The 22393-nt window shown below is 29.5% G+C and carries 20 protein-coding genes; 5 read left to right on the plus strand and 15 right to left on the minus strand.

What is annotated here, in order from left to right:
* Positions 1-505: 505 nt before the first annotated feature.
* Complete coding sequence (locus tag RSA29_RS00255) at positions 506-2737, plus strand: EAL domain-containing protein (protein ID WP_346941897.1); 2232 nt, start codon at positions 506-508, stop codon at positions 2735-2737.
* A 57-nt stretch (positions 2738-2794) separates the two neighbouring features.
* Here the strand turns inward: RSA29_RS00255 and RSA29_RS00260 are convergent, their stop codons facing one another.
* The 5 genes from RSA29_RS00260 to RSA29_RS00280 all read right to left on the minus strand — a co-directional run bounded on the left by RSA29_RS00260 (position 2795) and on the right by RSA29_RS00280 (position 5747).
* Positions 2795-3238, minus strand: coding sequence for a hypothetical protein (locus RSA29_RS00260; protein WP_346941896.1), 444 nt, complete (start codon positions 3236-3238; stop codon positions 2795-2797).
* Between the two features lie 34 nt (positions 3239-3272).
* Complete coding sequence (locus RSA29_RS00265; RefSeq protein WP_346941895.1) at positions 3273-3788, minus strand: hypothetical protein; 516 nt, start codon at positions 3786-3788, stop codon at positions 3273-3275.
* 18 nt (positions 3789-3806) lie between these two features.
* Complete coding sequence (locus tag RSA29_RS00270; protein WP_346941962.1) at positions 3807-3995, minus strand: helix-turn-helix transcriptional regulator; 189 nt, start codon at positions 3993-3995, stop codon at positions 3807-3809.
* Between the two features lie 38 nt (positions 3996-4033).
* Positions 4034-4489: a DUF2975 domain-containing protein gene (locus tag RSA29_RS00275; RefSeq protein ID WP_346941894.1), complete on the minus strand. Its 456-nt coding sequence runs from the start codon at positions 4487-4489 to the stop codon at positions 4034-4036.
* 379 nt (positions 4490-4868) lie between these two features.
* Complete coding sequence (locus RSA29_RS00280; RefSeq protein WP_346941893.1) at positions 4869-5747, minus strand: metallophosphoesterase; 879 nt, start codon at positions 5745-5747, stop codon at positions 4869-4871.
* 246 nt (positions 5748-5993) lie between these two features.
* Between RSA29_RS00280 and RSA29_RS00285 the strand changes: the two genes are divergently transcribed.
* The 3 genes from RSA29_RS00285 (at position 5994) to RSA29_RS00295 (ending at position 8966) form a co-directional block, all read left to right on the plus strand.
* Positions 5994-6530, plus strand: a complete 537-nt coding sequence (locus RSA29_RS00285) for a sigma-70 family RNA polymerase sigma factor (protein ID WP_346941892.1) — start codon at positions 5994-5996, stop codon at positions 6528-6530.
* Positions 6514-7710 (plus strand): hypothetical protein, encoded by a 1197-nt coding sequence (locus tag RSA29_RS00290; RefSeq protein ID WP_346941891.1) that lies wholly within the window; start codon positions 6514-6516, stop codon positions 7708-7710. Before RSA29_RS00285 ends, RSA29_RS00290 begins: the two co-directional genes overlap by 17 nt.
* Positions 7711-7844: 134 nt before the next feature.
* Positions 7845-8966, plus strand: coding sequence for a DUF4362 domain-containing protein (locus RSA29_RS00295; RefSeq protein WP_346941890.1), 1122 nt, complete (start codon positions 7845-7847; stop codon positions 8964-8966).
* 206 nt (positions 8967-9172) lie between these two features.
* Here the strand turns inward: RSA29_RS00295 and RSA29_RS00300 are convergent, their stop codons facing one another.
* The 4 genes from RSA29_RS00300 to RSA29_RS00315 form a co-directional block, all read right to left on the minus strand.
* The gene (locus tag RSA29_RS00300; protein WP_346941889.1) at positions 9173-10132 is read right to left on the minus strand and encodes a DUF2232 domain-containing protein; all 960 of its coding nucleotides are present in this window, start codon (positions 10130-10132) and stop codon (positions 9173-9175) included.
* Positions 10133-11055: 923 nt separating this feature from the next.
* Positions 11056-11892 carry a S1-like domain-containing RNA-binding protein gene (locus RSA29_RS00305; protein ID WP_346941888.1) on the minus strand — a complete coding sequence of 279 codons (837 nt, stop codon included), beginning with the start codon at positions 11890-11892 and terminating at the stop codon, positions 11056-11058.
* Positions 11893-11962: 70 nt separating this feature from the next.
* Positions 11963-12460 (minus strand): GAF domain-containing protein, encoded by a 498-nt coding sequence (locus RSA29_RS00310; RefSeq protein ID WP_346941887.1) that lies wholly within the window; start codon positions 12458-12460, stop codon positions 11963-11965.
* A 140-nt stretch (positions 12461-12600) separates the two neighbouring features.
* The gene (locus RSA29_RS00315; RefSeq protein WP_346941886.1) at positions 12601-13101 is read right to left on the minus strand and encodes a gamma carbonic anhydrase family protein; all 501 of its coding nucleotides are present in this window, start codon (positions 13099-13101) and stop codon (positions 12601-12603) included.
* Positions 13102-13636: 535 nt separating this feature from the next.
* On the opposite strand from RSA29_RS00315, the gene RSA29_RS00320 reads away from it, so the two are divergent.
* Positions 13637-16618 (plus strand): vitamin B12-dependent ribonucleotide reductase, encoded by a 2982-nt coding sequence (locus tag RSA29_RS00320; protein WP_346941885.1) that lies wholly within the window; start codon positions 13637-13639, stop codon positions 16616-16618.
* Between the two features lie 167 nt (positions 16619-16785).
* On the opposite strand, the gene RSA29_RS00325 is transcribed toward RSA29_RS00320, so the two are convergent.
* The 6 genes from RSA29_RS00325 to RSA29_RS00350 form a co-directional block, all read right to left on the minus strand.
* Positions 16786-17010: a hypothetical protein gene (locus RSA29_RS00325; protein WP_346941884.1), complete on the minus strand. Its 225-nt coding sequence runs from the start codon at positions 17008-17010 to the stop codon at positions 16786-16788.
* Positions 17011-17244: 234 nt separating this feature from the next.
* Positions 17245-18675 (minus strand): hypothetical protein, encoded by a 1431-nt coding sequence (locus RSA29_RS00330; RefSeq protein WP_346941883.1) that lies wholly within the window; start codon positions 18673-18675, stop codon positions 17245-17247.
* Entirely contained in the window at positions 18672-20069 is a 1398-nt protein-coding gene (locus RSA29_RS00335) for a HAMP domain-containing sensor histidine kinase (RefSeq protein ID WP_346941882.1), read from the minus strand. The genes RSA29_RS00330 and RSA29_RS00335 overlap by 4 nt, the downstream gene beginning before the upstream one ends.
* The gene (locus tag RSA29_RS00340) at positions 20070-20756 is read right to left on the minus strand and encodes a response regulator transcription factor (RefSeq protein WP_346941881.1); all 687 of its coding nucleotides are present in this window, start codon (positions 20754-20756) and stop codon (positions 20070-20072) included.
* Between the two features lie 206 nt (positions 20757-20962).
* Positions 20963-21292, minus strand: coding sequence for a hypothetical protein (locus RSA29_RS00345; protein WP_346941880.1), 330 nt, complete (start codon positions 21290-21292; stop codon positions 20963-20965).
* A 177-nt stretch (positions 21293-21469) separates the two neighbouring features.
* Positions 21470-22207 (minus strand): SDR family oxidoreductase, encoded by a 738-nt coding sequence (locus tag RSA29_RS00350; RefSeq protein ID WP_346941879.1) that lies wholly within the window; start codon positions 22205-22207, stop codon positions 21470-21472.
* Positions 22208-22393 lie beyond the last annotated feature (186 nt).

The raw sequence follows: 22393 nt of genomic DNA on the forward strand, positions 1-22393 counted from the left end.
ATACATAGCTTACCTCCCAAATTTCACAAACACAACACATGGTTTAATAGAAAAAACTTCACATATAACTTCAAATAATAAAGAGTGTCCCTAAATTATTTTAATTTAGAGACACTCATTTTTTTATATTTCCTTCCCTTTAAAATCATATTATACGTTATTTCATATTATATTTCGCAATATTTCTTATTGTGTTTTACGTCGTTTTCATTATATGCTAAAATATTTTTAATTCAGTTATAATTTATTTCAAAATATATATTATTATAATATATAACAGTCAAATTTTGTAGAAAATCCATAGTATAACTTTAAATATTGTTTACACAATTATTTCATTCTATGATATAGTAAAAAATATATATATTATCAATAATTTACTGATACCTTGTAATAATAAAGATTAATTATATCCTTTATTATCTTAAAATTCATATGCGTAAACATTAACTTGTATCGCTAATATAGATTATTACTTAACTAATTTCGAAGCGGGGGGAATTACATGCCTAAAACCAATAGAAATATCTTCAAATTCAGCTTAATCTTTATCTTGTTCCTATTTATACTTTCTCTATTAAGTGCATTTCATATTCACAATACATGGAAAATGCTAAATATAGAAGCTAAATTCAGTTTGGAAGAAGTCACTAAAAAAGGTTCAAATCTAATTGAAAAAGATTTTGAGAACGACTTAGATACTCTTAAAATTATTTCTAATGAATTTATGGCTTATCCTGATATACCCCTATCTGATAAACTCAAAAGACTTAATCTTGAAGCAAATAGACTTAATTGCACTGGTATCGGCTACGCTGATTTAGAGGGCAACGCTATACTAAGTGATGGTACAGAAGCTTATATTGGCGATAGAGATTATTTTATAAATGCCTTAAAAGGAAATGAAACCATTGCAGATTTATTAGTTGATAAAACTGACTTAAATAAACATATTGTTGTTTGCTCTGTCCCTATAATTTTTGACGGAAAAATTACTGGAGTTTTATTTATATCAAACTCAATGGAACAACTATCATCGAAAACTTCATTATCCTTCTTTGACAACCAAGGATATTCATATATTATTAATAATAAGGGTGATATTATTTTAAACCCTAATCAAAGTACAAGCACATTAAACATTTTAAGCTCGATGAAAAATTTTCATCACAATTATGTTGATAACTTCAGGACAGATCTCAGCAATAATGCTTCTGGTGTAACCAGGTTAATGTTTAATAATATTGATACATATATAGGCTACTCACCCATAGACGGTACAGAAAATTGGAGTTTAATATCTATTATACCCACTGATGTATTTTTTGATAATTCTAAGCAAATCATGAATCAAGTATTATTATTATCTGTTATACTAATTTTTATATTTTTATGTATCATAATAAGCCTATACTTTAATCAAATGAAAAATAATAAACTGATGTATGATTTAGCCTTTACTGATAAAACTACTGGTTTATCTAATTATAATAAATTTATTATTGATTATAACGCTAAATCTATAAATGTTAACTCTAAAAAATATGCTCTTATATATTTTGATATTGATAACTTCAAACTTTTTAATGACACCTTAGGATATGAATTTGGAAATAGTGTTCTAAAATTTCTTTCTACTACTTTAGAAGGTATTCTTATAAATAATGAGCTCTATGCTAGACTCTCAAACGACCACTTTGCAATATTTTTAGAATATAAAAATCATAGTAATGAAATTATAGAGTTAATAAATACTATTAACAATAGTCTAACGGATGTAGAAATTGAAAACCATGTGAATATCGACATAGTTCTTTCACTCGGTATTTATTTAGTAGATAACGTTGAAACCGATATAAATAAAATGTTAAATAACGCAAGTATAGCAAGATCTAGTATAAAAGGTAATCAGCATATTCATTATGCCTTCTTTAATGAAAATATAAAAAAAGTATTATCTAGTGAAATACATCTTGTAAATGAAATGAAGGTCGCTCTACTTAAAAATCAGTTTGAAGTCTACTACCAACCTAAATTTTCTCTTACAACTAATGAAATCGTTGGTCTTGAAGCTCTTATACGATGGAAACATCCTACACTTGGATTTATTAGCCCAGCTACTTTTATTCCACTGGCTGAAAAAAGTGGCTTCATTATAGATATAGGCAGATTTGTATTCGATAGTGTATTTAATAACTTAACTCAATGGCAAGAATCTGGCTTTAATAAATTGCCCGTTTCTATAAATATTTCTAGAGTTGAGTTGTATCAAACCGATTTAATAGAATTTTTAGACGCTCTTATACTTAAATATAATGTAGATATAAATTTGATAGAAATAGAAATTACTGAAACTGCAGCTATAAACGACTTGTTATTTACAAATGTTATTGTTGAAAAGTTCAAAAATCTAGGATTTAAAATTTCAATGGATGATTTTGGTACAGGATATTCATCCCTTAGCTTCTTAAGATCAATTCCTATAGATATTTTAAAATTAGACAAAACATTTTTAGATGATATCGAAACTGACCCTAGAAGCAAAAATATAGCTACCGCTATTATAAATCTAGCCAAATCCCTAAACCTCACTGTGGTATCCGAGGGAATAGAAACAGCTGGCCAAGCTGAATTCTTAAAATTAGCGGGTTGTGATATAGCTCAAGGTTTCTACTTTGCAAGGCCTATGCCAAATGAAGAATTATTAAAATTAATGGCAAGTAATTCTAATATATAACTAAAAGGAGCATTCCAATTTCAAATATTGGAATGCTCCTTTTACATTTAACAAATATCATATTTCTCTTGATTTTATACTGCTATATTTCAAAGTTAAGTTTATATATGTTCCCCCTAGTGCTAACACTAAATATATTGATGAAATTAGTATACTTTTATAAAGTTTATATAGAAATATTGCAACCCCAAAATTACATAGGATAATTCCTATTAGTGAAGTAAAATTATTATAAAAGTTCTTATAAATTCTAATTACCATTGGAACTATCATAGAATAGACACTCATAACTACAGCCATAATTATAAATCCAAGTACAAATACTAAAAATATAATATCATTCTCTACGCCACTTTCACCAAATCTTTTCTCCTGAATTTTAAATACCCATTGACTAAAAGACAACATGAATTTTACCATAGCAACAAATATAAATGATGTAACTACATTAATCTTCACACATCTTTTTAAAGAAAAGTTAATAAACTCCCTGTTTTTCATATTTACTCCTCCATGAAATTATTTATCATCATCTCTACATATAGGATTCGTATATAGTCAATTTATTACCTTCTAATATTAATAGGATAATATCATCATTATTGTTAAGTTTCTTTTTATAAAAATACTTAGCCTCTTTATTTAATCCTCGAATTACAGTGTTCGTCTTATCAACCGATCCATTAAAATCTTTTTCTTTAATACCATCCATACCACGCAGTAACATTACTACATCGTAAGTCATCTTCGTTGGTATTTCCTCATATCCAAACCATTGAAAAGAGTTATTTAAATACTTTATGTCTTTTTCATCCTTATATATGAATTCATTAATCTCATCGCCTTCGCCATGAAACTTACCTCTAGTATTCTTTAATAGTTTTTTCTCATTAGGCTTAGGTAACTTAATTTTCCAATTACATTCTATAGTTTCTATCTGTGTTGGAAATAATGCTACCCTCATCTTTGGGCTTGTCTTTATAACCATGTAACATAGTATACCTACACTTATCACAATTGCTATATTAATCAAGATTTTTTTCAGCCGCACTTTAACACCCCCGAACCCTTAAGCCCCTTCCTCATTTCTATATTCTAAAATATCCCCTGGTTGGCAATCTAATGCCTTACATATAGCATCCAAAGTTGTAAACCTAATAGCCTTAGCCTTACAATTTTTAAGAATTGATAGGTTTGCCATGGTTATTCCAACCTTCTCTGAAAGTTCAGTGGAGCTCATTTTTCTCTTTGCCATCATTACATCTAAATTTACAATTATCACTTAGTCCACCGCCTTTATATAGTAAGATCTATTTCTTCTTGAAGCTCAATCCCATTGCCTATAAGCTCCCTAACTATAGAAGAAATAATAAATACCATTAAAGCTGAAAACATTATAGCTAATGAAAGTAGATTTCTATAAATAAATACTGCACCAATAAAATATACAATAAAATCTATAAATGAACATATACTAATTATCTTAAGCTCCTTAATACTTTCCTTGCAAAATGGCTTCCCTTGAAGCAATCTTTTGCTTAATCTCATAACTGACATAAGTATTATTAAAAACGGAACATATGTTATATATAAAAACACTATAATTCCAATTCCTTCTTTTAATCCAATACTTAACATATTTTTTGTATAACAATTCACTAGCACAGGTAGTGTAATTCCACCAACTATGGTTATAACTGTTGATAAAACTGCTATAACATAAAGTATTTTTCTAAATAAAATATTTTTCAAGTTTATCACCTCTATTTTATATTATCACTGATTACATTATATGTAAAGTAATTTTATTGTTTTTCAATATATTTTTATTTGTTATTAATATATATCTCGTAATCGATTAATTAATACAACCTAGTTGGTGTCGGAAGGGTTGCATTTCGATTTACAACTGAGGATTAATTAATACGTTTTATTCTTTGAAAATTTATTAAAATTTTTCCTCCATCTTAAATTATAAATTTCATATTCTTAATTCGAATATATATCCTGAAACATTAAGGGTATGGACGAAATATATTCTATCCATACCCTCATATATAATTAACTTATAATACATTATTACAATTATTTTCCTAGAATATAAAATTACATAGCACCATATATAATTAACCTATAATATATTATCACTTAGTAAAGTAATTACTGAAATCTCCGGTCTATTAAATACTCTTGGAATAATAATTTTACTACCTAACCCTGTATTTAAAATTAGTTTGCTACCTTCAATTGAATACTCTCCCGCACTATATTTCGGGAAAAACTTTCTCTCTGGTGATAAAAGTCCTCCTAAAAGTGGTAGTCTAATTAAACCTCCATGAACATGCCCTGCAATTATTAAATCTGCTCCCCATTTTGCATAGGTATCAAAGTAAAGAGGATTATGTGTAAGTAAAATGTTGTACTCTTTATCATTGCATATGCCTAATATATTTTTCATATTTTCTTCCTTAAAATAAATATCCTTAGAATATTCACTACTCATATCTCTATAATAAGAAAGACTAAACCACATACCATAGAGGTTAATTGTATTACTTCCTTTCGTTAATTTCACCTTTCTATTGTTCAATATCTTTACCCCAATTTGTCTTAACTTCTTCATAAGAAAATCATTTTTATCATTATCTAACTTTTGTTCATTATTTCCTAGAACAAAATATACTTCATATTTTTCTGCAATGATTTTTGCTAAATTTATAAATATATCAAAATTATTGTCCCTTGAATTAACCATATCTCCTGTCATAACAATAATATCTGGATTTTCTTTATCTATATCATTAATTAGCCTATGATTTTCTTTTCCAAAACTCTTCGAATGTAAATCAGATAGTTGTAGAATTTTAAATCCCTCAAAGGCCGATGGTATTTTCGTGGACGTTATATTATATCTTGATGTAGTTAACCTATTATTATCATAATAAAGTGGTACCCCAACAATTGCTACTGCTGGTATCATAACTGCCATAACGCTTAATTTATCAATCATTTTTCCTCCATATTCTTCTTTGTTGTTATATTACTATTATACCCTAATATAAAGAATTCAAAAATTACAATTAAATTAACATTTAAGTGAGAATCGAATCTTTTATTTTACTACAATAACTTACTCATTTGAACATTTCACCTTTATATTTTCTCTCTACTCTTATATGATTAGACTATAAATATTTCTTAAATTTCCCATAAAAATTCTATTCCTCAAACGTATATTAAGAGAGAGGTGAAAAAAATGACTAATGTAGAATTTGAAGCTAGCATCAAACTTATACAAGCCGATGATAAATCAGGTCTTGAAAAAATCTATAAAGAGTATATTACTGTAATATATTCTGTAGTTCTGTCTATTGTGAAGAATAAAGAAAATGCTGAGGATATCACCTCTGATTTTTTTATAAAACTATGGGACAAATCAAAACTCTATGATTTTAGCTATAAACATAAATCATGGCTTATAACCATAGCCCATAATATGTCCATTGATTTTCTTAGGAAAAATAAGAGTGAAGTCTTGACTTCTGAATTTTTTGAAGAAGGGTGTCTGAATGAAAATTCCTTTGAAAATAATATTCATCACAAAATTATTTTTGAGGATGCTCTTAATAATCTTAAGGATGCTGAAAGACAAGTTATTAATATGCGCATATTAGGTGATTTAACATTTAAGGAAATTAGTCGTATTTTAAATAAACCTCTTGGCACCATAACCTGGCAATATCAAAATGCTATTAATAAGTTGAGGAGATATGAATATGAAGAAATTAAGTGAAGATAAGTTAAAACAAAACATTATCAACATTTCAAAATCAAATACACCAGATTTATGGAATAAAATAAGCAAGGAAATTGATAAAAAGTCTGATAGCCTATGTTCTGATGATACTAATTTAACTATTACTGACAAGTATAGTGATCTTGATAAATATACTACTTCTATGGACTATTCTAATGGTGATACTAAATCAACTACTGATACTAACTCTTCAGACATGCCTAATATAGTGAGTATTTCATCAAGCGATTCTAACCCTATTAATTCTAATAAAAGAAAATCTTTAAATTCTAGATATGTGAAAGGTTTTTCTGGAATAGCTGCTATGCTAATATTAGCTCTTGGCATAGGTTTTATTTCAAATATTACCGCTAAAAAAAGTTCCGATTCAGCTTTATCTAATAATAATCTAGAAAATAATACGAATGATAATTCCAATACCACCTCAGAGGATTCATCTAAAATCTTTGACAAGTCTCCTGTGAATTATAGTAAACTAAATTTTGCGCCCTTAGAGGATTTATCAGATACATCTAAGAATGATTATATTAGTATGGAATTTGGTGGTGTCTCTCTATCTATAGCAGCCTTTTCAGAAAATTTTCTAAAGGATATTTCTATAATGAGTAAGGTAACTCTCCTTGATATCTACTTCAAAGATTATAAATATGATACCTATAGTGATAAGTTTGAACCAAATGGACGATTGCATAAATTTGATAAAACCATTGTCTATGAAGTTAGGATTGATGAACTATATTACAATGATAGTGATGTTAAAGTTGGTGACGTTATAAAAATTGAAAATCTATGTTTCAATGGTTGCTACTTTACTGATGAACCTCTACTTAACCTAAAGGTAAACAGGCAATATATTCTTCCTCTATACGATGCTGGTGAAACTATTCTATATTACCTTGATGATTATGCCGAGGGTGATATAACCCGTGATGGCAAATATGGTATTACCTATCAATTTGCACCACAGATTGAGGTAACTCTAGACAATGAATATTTATTTCATGATGGTTGGCAAAGTCTGATAAATGATAAAACTGTAGATGTGGTAATGGATTCCGAAACTTCTATGGAAAACTCATATGATGATAAAATGAAGCTTCGAAGAGATGATAAATTCATAGAGGATTTAAAGTCATTGATTGAAAAACACAAGTAATGTTTTCTAATAAAAAATAACATTAAAGATATGAATTCAAGGTGTTGGACCCTTATTAATTAGCTATATCCGTTCTAAACTTATTCTGCCAAGTTATTTTGTTTATTAATATTGATAAAAATAGGAGGGATTACATGAAAAAGTATAAACTTTTAACTTTACTGCTCTTTATCGTTGTTTCTTTAACCTTTATTGGTTGTTCGAGAAATAATGTTATTGCTATTGACTGGATTGACTTCGTTAAATGGAATGACATATCCTATGAAAATACTAATACAATAGTCCCAAATGAATATATCGGTAATGAAATTGGAGAAGTTTCAAAAATTGCACCTACTGAAGTAACTGGAAAGAAACCTCCTGAATCTGAAAATGGTGAAGCGGGATTTTTAGACATAGGCACTAAATTCTTTGAAATTAAAGGATATAATAGTGAATCCCATATTGCAGTTTTAACAAAAAATCACTACTATCTTTATAAAACCCATGATAGTAACAGTATTTCCTTTACTCAGTCATCACCTTATAAAGAACTTAGTACTTTACCAAAGGAATATCCATTTGAATTAGCTATAAAAAACGGAGATGTTGTTAATGTCCTTGGCAATATTTCCAACACAGAAAATTTTGATGACTTCCTCGAAAGTTTTAATAATAAAAATGATGATATGATAAGGCTAACAGGCTACACTGATGAAGGTGATGCCATAATAAGTGACATGATTATTTCTAATGGAAATACTAAACTTCTTATTGATTCTACAAGGGATAAATTTTCAAGCCCTGATGATAGAAAAATAACTGACTATATAGTTGCTGATATACTAAAACAAACTAAAGGTCATAACATTGAATATATAGCTAAACTAATTAATGGTGAAACGCTACTCTTAATTTCTGTTGAAAACCCACTGGCTTCTAGTGATCTGCCTTTCAAAGATTTGAAAGCTACTGAAGTTGAAAAAATCAGTTTATACGTAGGCATTCCCGAGAAAACCTTAGAAATTAAAGATGCCGAAGATATTAAAGAAGTTGTTGAGATATTAAATAAAGTTGTGACCTATGAGGAAGATCCTTCAAACACTCAATATTATGGACAGCTTATTCAATACACTTTAACCCTAAAAAGTGGAGCTACTTTAAATATCGGAGCATTTAACCCCTTTATTCTCATAAATCAGGTGTCTTATAGAACAAAATATGAGCCATGTGAAGAATTAAATGCTTTAGGTAATAGACTTTTGAATGAAAATTAAACATCTCAATTTCAAAATAATAATCATGCACTATCTCATAATACTCAAAATCACCATCCATATTTTATAAAAAAATACCCTCCTAAGCAAATATAGATTTTAACTATACTTGTTTAAGAGGGTATATAAATAACCTATTACCTTGTGGTGCTTAAAATATCCTTCGCATCCTTGACTTATTACTCCTAATTTATATTACTAATTTATTATCCTAATAAAATCTGGTCTTCTAACATCTTTATCTGTTTTGCTCTCATTCCTAGAGATAAATTTATGTAACTACTCCATAATATCATTGCATATGAGGTTATTCTAAAGCTGACAACTAGCATAACTAAGCTTCCTAGCATAACTATCCTAAGCATTTTCTTTGATTTAGTTTTTACATATATATATTTACCTATAAATGAATACGCATCTTTAATAATCACATATAAAAACATATATTTTACTGCCATCACTACCGTAACAATATAGGTAATATCAGTAGTGTAATTTAATAATCCTAGTATTTCTAAGCCTATTAAATATATAAGTCCTACAAAAATAAGACTTTTTGAACTACAAAGATAGTATCCATATTTCCTAAAATTTTTGACTATAGTAAATTTTCTTTTACCATACTGTTTTAATAGTTTAAGTTTATTACCTAATACTAAAATCCCAACATAGGTTACTGCCACAGTTCCCACTGGTAAACAAGCTACAAGACTATAAACAATAACTTGTGGTTTTATAAATTCATTTGCCAAGTATGCAGCATATCCTTGAGCTTCTTTTATAAAACTAATCCCTGTTAAAGCTGAAAAGTATATATCTATAAATATCATTAAAACACACCCAAATATAGAGCAATAAACTATATCGTCTATTCCAGGTGTATCCTTTTCTATGAAGATTCCACACATAAACCCTAGTAATACACTTTGACTCATCCAGATTGCTGATATCATATCCCCTAATCCTAATATTATTATAAGAAGTGAAGTTATAGCAGATAAAACTGCATATTTAAATCCACATCTCAAATAAATAAGTCCAATAATTATAGGAACTACCATATCTAAGTATAGAGAATATCCAATACCTGTAGTTATAGCTATTACACTCATCACCACAAATAGTGCTGATAGCATAGCCGCCTCTGTCATTTCCCTTGTTTTCAAATTTTATCACCTTTTTTCTATTATATATAAATTGTAATTAAGACTATACAATTTAAATTCAAAATTTAAAATTTAAAATTTAAAATTTAAAATTTAAAATTATAGTTGAAGAACTAAAACCCTTATTGGATTTTCAAAAATTAAATGTATAAATTTAATTGTAACATATATGTACAAATATCAAACACATCCAAACAATTATATCCAAATAATACATAATAAGTTTGCAAAATGTTATAATTATTATAGTACTATTTTAGATATTTTTAAAGCGTAATTTAAAATGGAGGTAATTTTCATATGATTATCCCTAGAGTTATCTGCATCATTATGATTCTACTAAGTCTATGTATAACCTTTAAACCACTAAAGATAATAAATACTATAAGAGTAATGCTCGTCTTGAATGAACTACCCCCTGAAAGTTTTAGCGTGTCCATTTATAGATTCTCTGGAATTATGGGCATTATTATTTTTTCACTATTTTTAATTCAGACCCTATAAGGCATCTTTAAAAAATAAATAAGTCAGTATCCTCGACTATTTTGAGTTATTATTTATTTTCAGATGCCTAAAATAAAAAAGTTATGTATATAAATTATTATTTAATAAAGGAGCTGTTAATTTGGGAAATATACTGTCCATACTATTTTTCTTACCTTTAATCGCCATTCTTGCCCTTATCCCCTACTTTATTATTAAACTAGCAGTAAAACATGCTATAAAAGAAAGTTCCCATATTATATATAATGCCATTAACAAAAGTCTAAATGAATATGAATGGAGAAAGAATAATAAATAATGTAGTCTTAATCTATAAAACAAACTAGGCTAAAGTGAATTTCACTTCATCCTAGTTTATTTTTATTTAGAATAAATCTCTATTCCATATCTATCTATTTGCTCTTTAATATCTTTATTTATTACTTTAATCTAGTTCCTGCCTCATCTTGCTCTATAAGACCTTTTTTCATTAGTGCTCCAAGAGCCCTTTTAAATCCATTCTTGCTGGCTTTAAAATATTTCTTGATATCCATTGGATTACTTTTGTCGTTAAAGCTCATAGCACCTTGGTTTTTCTTTAGGTAGTTCATGATAACTTCTTCAAGTTCACCCATTTCTTCAAGACGTGGCTTTCTTGCAGTAACCTCTGTCTTACCATCATCAAAGTATTGTTTTACCCTTACTTTAATCTTTTCACCCATTTCAATTTCATTAAAGTATTCATTTCTTAAGATGATACCTCTAAATATATTATCGATGGCAATTACTAAGTTACCATTTGTATGTCTTCCATAAACTACACCTTCTACTTCTTGCCCTATATCATAGGTACTAGTGTCATGAAGATGTTGGTCTACTTTTGTTGTAGCAGCTATTCTGTTAGTTTTATCTACATATAAATAGAATAAATAGCTCTTCCCAACTTCTAGCTCATATGCCGCTTCTTTAAATGGTACAAAAACGTCTCTTTCAATTCCTATTTTTACGAAAGCTCCTATTATAGACTTATCTACAACTTCTAGATAAGCTACATCACCAACGTATGCTTCTACTTTTTTCATTGTAGCAATAAGTCTATCTTTAGAATCCTTGTATATAAAGGCTTCTATCTCGTCCCCAATATCTATACTTCCCACTATGCTTCTTGTTGGTATTAGTATATCTTCTGAAGTACTCTGTCCCTTACCATCAAGATAGTATCCAAACTCACAGCTTCTTACTACCTCTAGTTTATTTATTTTTCCTAATTCAATCATTCAAATTCTCCTTATTTTCTTACTTTATTTTTAAAAGATGCCTTATACCTTTAACCCATAGTGTTAAAGTCTATAATTCATTCCAATCAATATACTTGTTAAGCTTCTCTACAAACTTTGTTAAGTACTGCTCTTCTAATTCCGTAAATGTATTAAATTCATAGCTATCTAAGTCTAGTACTCCATAAACAATATCATCCTTTATTAAAGGAAGTACAATCTCAGATTTAGATGCACAATCACAGGCAATATGCCCTGGAAACTCATGTACATTTCCTATTCTTTGAATCTTTTTCTCAGCTACAGCCGTTCCACATACACCTTTACCAATAGCTATCCTGTTGCAAGCTGGCATTCCTTGAAATGGCCCAAGTACTAACTCTTCATTTCTAAGAAAATAAAAACCACTCCAATTTAGTTTATCCATTATAGCGTATATAATAGCGGATGCATTAGAAATATTAGCGTAGATATCCTTCTCTGAACTTAGCTGTCCCTCTAAAACAATTAACATATACTTATATTTTTGTTCCATAGTCATGTTTTTTATTGCATCTAATTTTATCAAAACAATCCCCCCATGATTAAATTTATAAATATTTTTTATGGTATATATACTTTTAATTAAGAATGTATAATTTAGAGTTTAAAATAAAGGAGAGAATCCTTAACTTTAAACTTTCAAATTTCAAATTTTTAATTTTAAATTTACTTATGTTCTTGTGCAAGCTCCACATAGTGAATAGCAGATGTCCTTATTGATTCAATTTCTTCTGTTGTAAGCTCTCTAACTACCTTAGCTGGACTACCTATACAAAGAACTCCTGATGGAATCTTCTTGTTTTGAGTTACAAGACTTCCCGCCCCTATAATAGTATTCTCGCCAATTTCTGCTCCATTTAATACAATTGAACCCATTCCAACTAAAACATTATTTCCTACAGTACATCCATGGATAATACAGTTATGACCTATCGTTACATTATCCCCTATAGTAGTTGAGATTCCAAAATCATCATGTACTGTTGAATTTTCTTGGATATTAGTATTTTTCCCTATAATTGTAGTATCCATATCACTTCTTATCGCCGCACTGTACCATATATTAGATCCTGCACCTATAGTTACATCCCCTACTACTGTTGCATTTTCCGCTATAAAACATGAATCATCTATCTTTGGTGTTTTTCCCTTAACAGTCTTTATCATTTTATCATCCCATCCTTATTCATACTCATATTAACTGTATTCTAGATAAATAAAATAAACATTTATTATCTTCACACATATATATTCCTAACTAAATTTTCACATTTAATTTATTAAAATCCATTAAATATTCTATACTGATTTTAAATTCTAAATTGTAATTTTACCCTATACATAATCATACCATAATTTTATCTCTTATTGTGTAGAAAAATATTCTTTCCCCTTTTTTCACCAAATAATAATGTAAACTATTTTATTTTTTTTGTGCTATCCCATTATTAAACTATAATATAATTTGTAATCTCTATATAAGCCTTTGCTTACCTTGTATTTTTATGAAATATATTAAATTCAAGAATAATTTTCACAATTTATAAGCACACTTTAGATGTAAATTCAATATTGATTATAAATTTTTTTTATAATATAATACAACATATAGTGCTAATGCACATTCGAGACACAATATATAGTGTATAAACTATTTAGGGGGTGAATTGCTAATCATTGATTTATGTGATTAGCTTTTATAATGGAAAATATAAATAATATGATTAAAAGATACTATACTAAAGAACTTGAAACCAATAAAGACCTTACTGTATATGACTTATTTAAGTGGAAAAAAGTTGATGTAGTACTTAAGGATTATAAAAAAGGTACCGTACTTGTGGATATGCATGACTTAGAATTTCCCGTGGATTATTCTCAAAATGCTTGTGACATAATTGCGTCTAAATATTTTAAAAGAGCTCTAGTTCCTAACGAAGTTGGATATGAAAACAGCCTTAAAATGGTTGCACACAGACTAGTTAATTTTTGGTGTGAATCATTAAAAGATGAAGGCTTAATAACAACTGAAGAAGAGTTTACAATACTATATGATGAATTAGTTTATTGTTTCTTAAATCAAATGTATGCCCCAAACTCTCCACAATGGTTTAACACTGGACTTAAACTTTCTTATGATATTGCTGGTGAGCATCAAGGTCATTTCTATTATGACGAAAAAATAGAAGAAGTTGTTAAAGCTGTGGATAACTATACTAGAACTCAAGCTTCGGCTTGCTTCATACTTTCTATAGAAGATAAACTTCTAGGAGCTCACTCAATTTCTGAGCAATATGTAACTGAGACTAAACTATTTAAAGGTGGTTCTGGATGTGGAACTAACTATTCATCTCTTAGAGCTAAGAATGAACATCTTTCTGCTGGTGGAATGTCTTCTGGAGTTATGAGTTTCTTAAAAGGCTTTGATAGAAATGCAGGAACAATTAAATCTGGTGGTACTACAAGACGTGCTGCTAAGATGGTTTGTCTTGATATAGATCACCCTGAAATTTCTGAATTCATAAATTGGAAAGCTAGAGAAGAAGATAAAGTTCGTGCCCTAGGAAAAATGGGATATGATGCTTCCTTTGAAGGTGAAGCTTATGAAACTGTTTCAGGCCAAAATGGTAACAACTCAATAAGATTTAGTGATGAATTTATGAGTAAGGTTGAAAACCTATCTGAGAATCCTGATGAAGTTTTAACTTTAAAAGGAAGAATAGACGAAAGTATCAATAAAGATGTTAAGGTAAGTGAGCTTTGGGATGATTTTAACTTAGCTTCATGGCAATGTGCAGACCCTGCTCCTCAATTTGACGATACCTTCAACGCTTGGCATACATGCCCAGGTGGCGAAGATGGAGAACTTGGAGCAAAGCATAATAGATTAAATTCTACTAACCCTTGTGGTGAGTATGCTTTCCTTGATGATACATCTTGTAACCTAGCTTCAATTAATATATATAAATTCTACGATAAAGATCGTAAAGTATTTGATTTAGATGGATATGTTCACATGGTATCCCTTCTACAACTTATGCTAGAATCTTCTGTTCACTGGGGTCAATTCCCTACAGAGGACATTGCAAGAAAGACTTACTTATTTAGAACTACAGGTCTTGGAATTGCAAACTTAGCATCCCTATTAATGGTAATGGGATATGCTTATGACTCTGAAGAATCAAGAGCTCTAACAGCTGGTCTTATCGGTGTACTTACAGGAGTTTCTTATGCTACTTCTGCTCGTATGGCTGAAAAAGTAGGCCCTTTTGAAAAGTATGAAATAAATAAGGATTCAATGTTAAAAGTTATAAGAAACCATGCAAGAGTTGCTGGTGCTTTAGATAGTGATTATGAAGATTTACACTATGCTCCAATTAAAGTTGCTCATGAAATTCTTGAGAGAGAAGAAGCAACTGAGTTATCTAGCCTTCTAAAAGAAGTTTGGTCAGAAGCTATATCTCTAGGTGAACAATTTGGTTATAGAAATGCACAGGTATCAGTTATTGCTCCAACAGGAACAATCTCTTTTGCCATGGACTGTGGTGCTACTTCTATAGAGCCATATTTCTCACACTTTATATACAAGAAATTATCTGGTGGAGGATTTATGACTATCGTAAATCCAATAATTCAAGATGCACTTGCAAACCTTGGATACAATGAAGAAGAAATTAAAGATATTGTTGACTATATCTTAAGAAAAGAAATGGTTAATGAAAATGGATATGAATATGAAAAAATTGTAGATGGTAAAATTGAAGGTGCTCCACACCTTAAGCCAGAGCATATCCATATATTTGATACTGCAAACAAGTGTGGAAGTGGTGAAAGATATATCATGCCAATGGGTCATGTTCTAATGATGTCTGCCATTACTCCATTAATTTCTGGTTCAGTTTCAAAAACAGTAAACCTTCCTAAGAACGCTACTGTAGAAGATTTTAAAAAGGTAGTTATGGATTCTTGGAAACTTGGAGTTAAAGGTATTTCTCTTTATAGAGATGGATGTAAGGCTAGTCAACCTCTAAATACTGTGTTAGAAGAAGAAAACGATGCTGATTTAGAACAACTGACTTATCAGCAACTTTTAGAAACAGCTAAGAAGTTACAACAGCACTCTAACGTCTCTACTAGAGAAAAACCTATGGGTATTAGAGTTGGAACAACTCACCCTGCTCAAATAGATGATGTTAAAATCTATACAACTGTAAATAGAAGAGCTAATGGTGATATTTCTGAAATTTATATAACAACTGATAGAGAAGGTACTATTATAACTGGACTTTTAAACTCTCTTTCAAAATCAATATCTGTAATGCTTCAATACCATGTTCCAGCAGCAGACATTGCTAAAATGCTTAGAGGTCAAAAATATGAGCCATATGGCTTTGTTCAAAAGCACCCATACATTAAGAGTGTTAGTTCAATCTCAGACTTAATAAGTAAGGTAATTGATATTGAACTTGGAGATTACTCTCGTTGCCAAATCAAACCTGACCTGAATGAAGTTACAACATACAGAAGCCGTAACACTGAAGTATCTGTAACTATAGATACAACTGAAATTGTAGGAGAACGTATCTACTCTGAAACTTGTTCAACTTGTTCAAGTACAAAACTTGTGAAGAATGGTACTTGTAAGGTTTGTCAAGATTGTGGTACTACAACTGGATGTAGCTAAAATAATATAGCTTAAAAATTAGTGGTAGTAGAAAGATTTACATATAAATCTTTCTACTACCACTTTATTATATTTATGTTATAATTTGTTACAAGGAGTTGAATCCATATGTATGAGTCTCTAAGTGCTTTAATAATATTTTTATTCTTATGTCTTCTTCCTATAATTTATATCACAACTTTTTCATTTATTAAATCAAAATCTAATAAAAACTTTGGTAATGAATTCATAAGTTCATCACCAACTCCTAACCGATACACTCTACGTGATATGCGCAATCTGGCTTTTTCAAACAAATACCCCTCTAGCACATGCTCAAAGATAAAAATCATCTGGTTAATACAAATAATATTTCTTATATCTGGCATCATTTTCTTAATACTAAATCTCACACACTTAATTAACACTAAAAACATAGGTCTTGTACCAATAATTATACTTTCCATTAACCCTATTAGTAACAAGCTAATAGAAAAAATTTTAGAAAAAGAGTCTGTCTCAAAATGATTAACTCATATTTTATCTGAATGTTGAAAGTGGACTTAACCATTATTTAATATAAGTCCACTTTCAACACAAGTTAAAACATATTCAATTTTTGTACAGCCTCTTTCTTTAAGTCACTTCTACTTATTACCTTTAAGCAATGCCTCTACCTGATCTGTCCAGTACCCAACATACTCTCCCATTGCCCACTCCGCCATAATTATAGTTTCATAAGCCTCTAAAGGTATAGTAATCTCAGGTTCTTTTTCTAGAACATTGTTATTAATTTTATACACGTGTAAATTAGACTTAGTTTTTATTATAGCCATATTTTTATTAGGTGAAGAGATTGCATCTATTGCTGATGGTACCTCTTTTTTTATTCCTTGCCATGGAATAAATAATTCATCATGTCTTGCTATATTCTTTGATACTCTTAACGGAATTTCAACATTTCTAGATTTTTTAATTCCCTGGCCCTCTTCTAGCATTTTATCAACTGTACTATTTTTATTGCCTAGGGTAAAAAAACACCATCTTCCCTGAGTTCTTTCTATTGCATAGTTTGTAAATCTATTTATATTTTCAATATATATATCACTCGAATTGTTTGGACTAGTTATAATTAAATCCGTTATCGATTTTTGTTCACTTATTTTACCCAAATCAATTGGTGAATTCTCTTTGCTCGTATTCATATCTATTAAAAATGTATTTAACCACTCATTGCTATAATTTGATTCCCTTACTACACTTCTCACGCTCATGTAATCATTCCCAATAAATGTTATGTCAGACTCAACATTTTTATCAAATTGATTCTCCTTATTTACTTCTTCCATAACATTTCCACCTAAAGGTTTAAGCTCTATATTGTCATAATGCCAACCTTCATTATAAATCCGTTTATTATCTACTTTAAAAAAACCACTCTTCCTTGGCAGTAAAATATATGGCAGTTCCTTACTTTCAATAGTTCCATCATGATAAGTTATCCATAAGGTTTTATAATTGGTACCCTCATCTCCAGGTGCCTTAAATCCTAGCAGTACACCACTACTAACTTCATGTCCAGCTTCTTCCTTATTTTCGTAATATATATCATTAATATTTTCCATAGGAATATCACTGATTTTCTCTAGTTTAAGTATAATTTCACCCTGAACTATTAATATATAATCATCTACAACAATAATTTCATTTAAATATATATTATTTGAGCTTATTGTTACAATAATTATTTCTTCTTGATCTATATTTAAATACTTTGGAATTAATCCTAATGTTTTATAAGTATACTCTTCTCCGTCAACAACCTTTGCCTTATATTTTATGTCATTGTACACATCACCAAACATAAGTATCTCTTCGCTACCAAAGCTTGCCACGCTTCCAATGAGATCACAGTTTAAAACTTCATCTTCATTTACCGGCATATATTCTTTAACCCGCCACTGACCTTCTATGATAGTTTTTGTATTAGGACTCTGTATTTCAATATTAAAGCTACCACACCCTGTAATAATAACCGTAATCATAATTATAAGAATTATACTTATCATTCTCTTCATACTGAGCCACCTCCTGGAAGGAGAATAGTTACCTTAGTACCTTTATTTAAGGCACTCTCTACATATAATTTCCCCTCATGTAATGCTACAATTTCATCGCATATAGAAAGTCCTATGCCATTGCTAGAATTTATATTTATTCCCTTATAAAACTTCTCCTTTATATGTGGTAAATCTTTTTGTGAAATCCCATATCCATTATCTTCAATCTCTATCTTCAAATACTTGCTATCATTTGTTAAGTTAACTTTTATCAAAGAGTTATTCGGCGAAAATTTTATAGAATTATCTAATATATTTATTAAAACTTGCTTCATTCTATTTTTATCAACCTGTACCATTGAAGTAGCAGGCTTGATTACTTCGATATTAATACCACGACTTGAAACTCTTGGATTTAACTGCTTTATTATACTTTCAATAAGTTCGCTAATATCTAAAGGTTCCTTTCTAAGAGTTGTCTTTCCTGATATTAACTTTGAGAAATCTAATAATTCCTCCACTAAATATGTAAGTCTTTCAACTTCTTCCTCAATAATCTTAAGTCCATCTCTTACCTCTTCCTTATCCTCTAAATCGGAGGATTCCAGAACTATTGCCCACCCTTTTATAGATGTCAGTGGAGTCCGTAATTCATGAGATATAGAAGAAATAAATTCATTCTTTAGTCTTTCATTCTTAAGAATCTCTTCGGACATATAATTTAAAGTGTCTGCAAGTTTTCCTATTTCATCCTTAGAATACTTCGGTATATGCTCGGTAAAATTACCCTTAGCCATCTTCTCTGCACCTATACACACTTGATTTAGAGGTTTCATTATACTTGAAGATATAAACAAACTCACCGTTGAAGAAACTAGAATTACTACTCCCCCTAGCCATATTATCATCATTAGTATAGAGTCAACACTCTTATCTACTCCCACTGTAGATGATGTAAATCTTAAAGCTCCACATATAGCTGTGTCATAATAAAGTGGATAGGCTACACTTATAGTGTTTTCACTTGTATGAATACCTTGATGTATGGCTGCTTCTGCAGAGTTACGTCCCTCAAGTGCTTCCTTAACTTCCTTTGTTAACAGCTTACTCTTTGGTATATCACCTGAGGAATCCATAATAACCTTACCCTCTAAATTAATTATTTGAACAGTACAATCTGTATTACTCCAAAACATATCTACATTATTAAAAATATTTTGCTCTAAGGAATTTGATGATAGATATGTATTATAAAAATCAGCCGAAATCTTAACCTGTCCGTATATATTGCTCTTTAAACTACTATAGTAGTATCCCTTAATAATTACATACCCCATAATTTGTATAGTTATAACGGTTATTATTATAATCACTATATAACTATTTGATATCTTCTTTTTAATGGACTTCACTTAGCTTTCCCTCCATTTATATCCTGTACCCCATACAGTTTCAATATATTTAGGCTTAGAAGAATTATCTTCAATCTTACTTCTAATCCTTCTTATATTTACATCTATAATTTTATTTTCACCTATATAATTGTAACCCCAAACCATATCCAAAAGCTCATCTCTGCTAAAAGCTCTATTGGGATTTTCTATAAACATCTTCATAATTAAATATTCTTTTGGCGTAAACTCAATCTCATCATTATTTTTATACACAGTTTTGCTATTTAAATCTATTCTAAATACTCCTGAAATTAAATCTCTCCCCCTAAGATTATCCCCTAAATTCATTCTTCTAAGTAATGATTTCACTATGGCTAAAAGTTCTAGTGGATTAAAAGGTTTAATTATGTAATGATCTGCCCCAAACTCTAAACCCATGATTTTATCAGTATCTTGAGCCCTAGCTGTAAGCATAATTATACCTATTTGGGGATAATTCTTTTTAAGAAATTCACACACCTGATATCCATCAATACCCGGTAGCATAATATCAAGAATCACAATATCAGGACTCTCTTTTGCCACTTCCTCAATACCTAACTCTCCATTTTCAGCTTCTATCACCTCAAAGCCTTCTCTTTTAAGACTTATATTAACAAATTTTCTTATATGTTTTTCATCTTCGATTAATAATATTTTACTCAAATTTCTAACCTCCATTCCACAAAAGGGACTATCCCATAATTTCGTATGTCTTATACCAGTGCTGTAGCTTTTGTGTAACATTAACTCCAACACAGCTTTAAAACATATTCCATCATTGAAGACAGTCCCATTAATTTTGCTGCTTGTATATTAAATTTTTATTCAATATTCACCAAATTTGATGCTCACATCTTCTCCTAAGTGAATTATTTATCCTCGTCAATTTCCTCAAACTCTTCCACATCTATAATTGTAGCATCACTATAATCTATATCTACTTTTTCAACAGAAGCCTCATAGTTATCAGTCTTAACCTGATCCTTATCATGGGTAGTATAATATTCTTTAGTCTCTTTTTTAATTTTATGTTTGAAGTACATTATAGAAAGGGTTATTGTAATAACAATGGCTAAAATAATCCACATTATACCCCTAAATACAAATCCAACTACCCCCAAAATTAATGGAGAGAATAAAAATAAAGCTACACATACAATAATAATCTTAATTAATGTTTTCATCTCAATACTATTCATAAACATTATTCTCCTTTTACACTTTTAATTTTACTCCCAATATATTAACATACTGGGTATATCAATACCCTATTATAAGGATACTTTAATTCTACCACAATTTTTTCAAGTTATTATTATGATAAATTATCATCTCATAACTTACTTAATTTATTTTTAATTAAAAATGGGTAATTTTTAAAATCCACCCTTAACATTTAAAATTTCACCTGTAATATAACTACTTTCCTCACTTGCTAAAAACACAGCAGCCCTTCCAATTTCTGAAACATATCCGAATCTACCCATTGGTATTTCTAAGGTAAGTTCTGCTCTCTCCTCTTCATTCATCCAATTGTTCATCTTAGTTTCTATAACTCCTGGTGCAATGGCATTTACCCTTATGTTACTAGGAGCCAGTTCCTTAGCTAAAGCCTTAGTAAATGAATTCATGGCACCCTTTGATGCAGAATATATAACCTCACATGATGCACCTTGCTCTCCCCACATAGAGGATATATTAATTATATTCCCTTCTTGTCTAGAAATCATGTGCTTTACTACAGAATTTGTAGTATTGAATACAGATTTAAAATTAATGGACATGATTTCATCAAAATCCTTCTCATTTAAATCCATAAAAAGTCCCACTTTAGAAATTGCTGCATTATTTATCAAAACATCTATTTTCCCAAGTTTATCTATTGTATCAGCTATTAAACTCTTGGAAAAATTATAATCGCTTACGTCACCTTTAACAATACTGCAATAATTTCCAAGGGATTTTATTTCTTCCAAAGTCTCTATTGCACTATCATCGTCATTTAAGTAATTTAATACCAGCATAGCTCCAGCCTTAGCAAACTCTAAAGCTATCCCCTTACCTATGCCACGAGTTCCACCAGTAATTATCACAACTTTACCTTTTAGTTTCATATCTTACCTCTTTAATATATTTTCGCTTTTTAATTTTCCAACACTATATCTCATCCTAAAATTTAAATTTTAAATCTTAAATTTTAAATTATCTAAATCATTTGTCTGTAAATACTAAATACTCTTTATTATTATATCATATTATGGTATGATATTCATGATTAAATGGCAAAGGAGGTGTTTTTA

The organism is Clostridium sp., from assembly GCF_036660475.1.
GTDB lineage: Bacteria > Bacillota > Clostridia > Clostridiales > Clostridiaceae > Clostridium_J.